The 1,080-nt window shown below is 54.9% G+C and carries 1 protein-coding gene and 1 pseudogene; both read left to right on the top strand.

What is annotated here, in order from left to right; translation table 11 throughout:
- Positions 1 to 99: 99 nt before the first annotated feature.
- Positions 100 to 666 (top strand): annotated as a pseudogene (locus BGK49_RS29570) (helix-turn-helix domain-containing protein); the annotation flags it as partial.
- On the top strand, positions 663 to 1,080 hold a 418-nt coding region (locus BGK49_RS15365; protein ID WP_094188684.1), incomplete at its 3' end, for a PerC family transcriptional regulator. The pseudogene BGK49_RS29570 and the gene BGK49_RS15365, both read left to right, overlap by 4 nt.

Genomic DNA, 1,080 nt, shown 5'->3' with positions numbered 1-1,080 from the left:
ACTGGCCGATAAACCGGGTCGGCGAACTGCTCCCCTGGCGCGTAGCACTGCCGACTGAATAACACATCCCCGTCAATACGGTTCTTGCTGCACGCTTACAAAAAAGCGGGTTTTCACCCGTCAGAATCTGGCGGGGATCCGTCAGTAAAATCAAAACATGATCCGTCAGATAAAAAACCTTCTCGTCCGGACGCTTCGCAACCGGACACGCAGACGGCTGAACAGGATTTTTTAACTCGCCATCCTGATGCGGTTGTATTCAGCCCTAAAAAGCGCCAGTGGGGGACGCAGGATGATTTGACCTGCGCACAGTGGCTCTGGAAAAAAATCATCGCCCTGTACGAGCAGGCTGCCGAATGTGACGGCGAGGTGGTTCGTCCCAAAGAACCGAACTGGACAGCCTGGGCAAACGAAATTCGCCTGATGTGTGTACAGGATGGCCGTACTCACAAACAAATCTGCGAGATGTACAGCCGCGTCAGCCGCGATCCGTTCTGGTGCCGTAACGTGCTCAGCCCGTCGAAGTTGCGGGAAAAATGGGATGAGCTTTCCCTGCGCTTATCGCCGTCCGTCAGCACGCACACAGAAAAACGTGAAGACCCGTACTTCAAAGCCAGTTACGACAACGTGGACTACAGCCAGATCCCGGCAGGATTCAGGGGGTGAGCATGAGTCTTTTGAATGACGTTCAGAAATTCATTGAAGCCCATCCGGGGTGTACTTCCGGAGACATTGCGGATGCTTTTGCAGGTTACTCACGGCAGCGCGTTCTGCAGTCTGCAAGCAAGTTACGTCAGAGTGGGCGTGTGGCTCACCGTTGTGAAGGAGATACACGCAGACATTTCCCGCGCCTGACTGAGAGAGCGCAGGAACCGGGACCACAATCAGTTCGAGAAACCAGACCTGTGCGCAATTTCTATGTCGGCACTAACGGTCCCCGGGTGATTTTGTGCCTGACCCGCCAGGCTGAAGAACTGGAGTCCAGGGGCTTATACCGTCGTGCTGCAACGGTGTGGATGGCGGCATTCCGTGAAAGCCACTCCCAGCCAGAACGAAACAATTTTCTGGCGCGTCGTGAGC

The sequence above is a fragment of the Shigella sp. FC1544 genome (assembly GCF_001722145.1).
GTDB lineage: Bacteria > Pseudomonadota > Gammaproteobacteria > Enterobacterales > Enterobacteriaceae > Escherichia > Escherichia coli.
The sequence above is the reverse complement of the archived record's forward strand: the minus strand, read 5'-3'. Positions and strand labels throughout refer to the sequence as shown.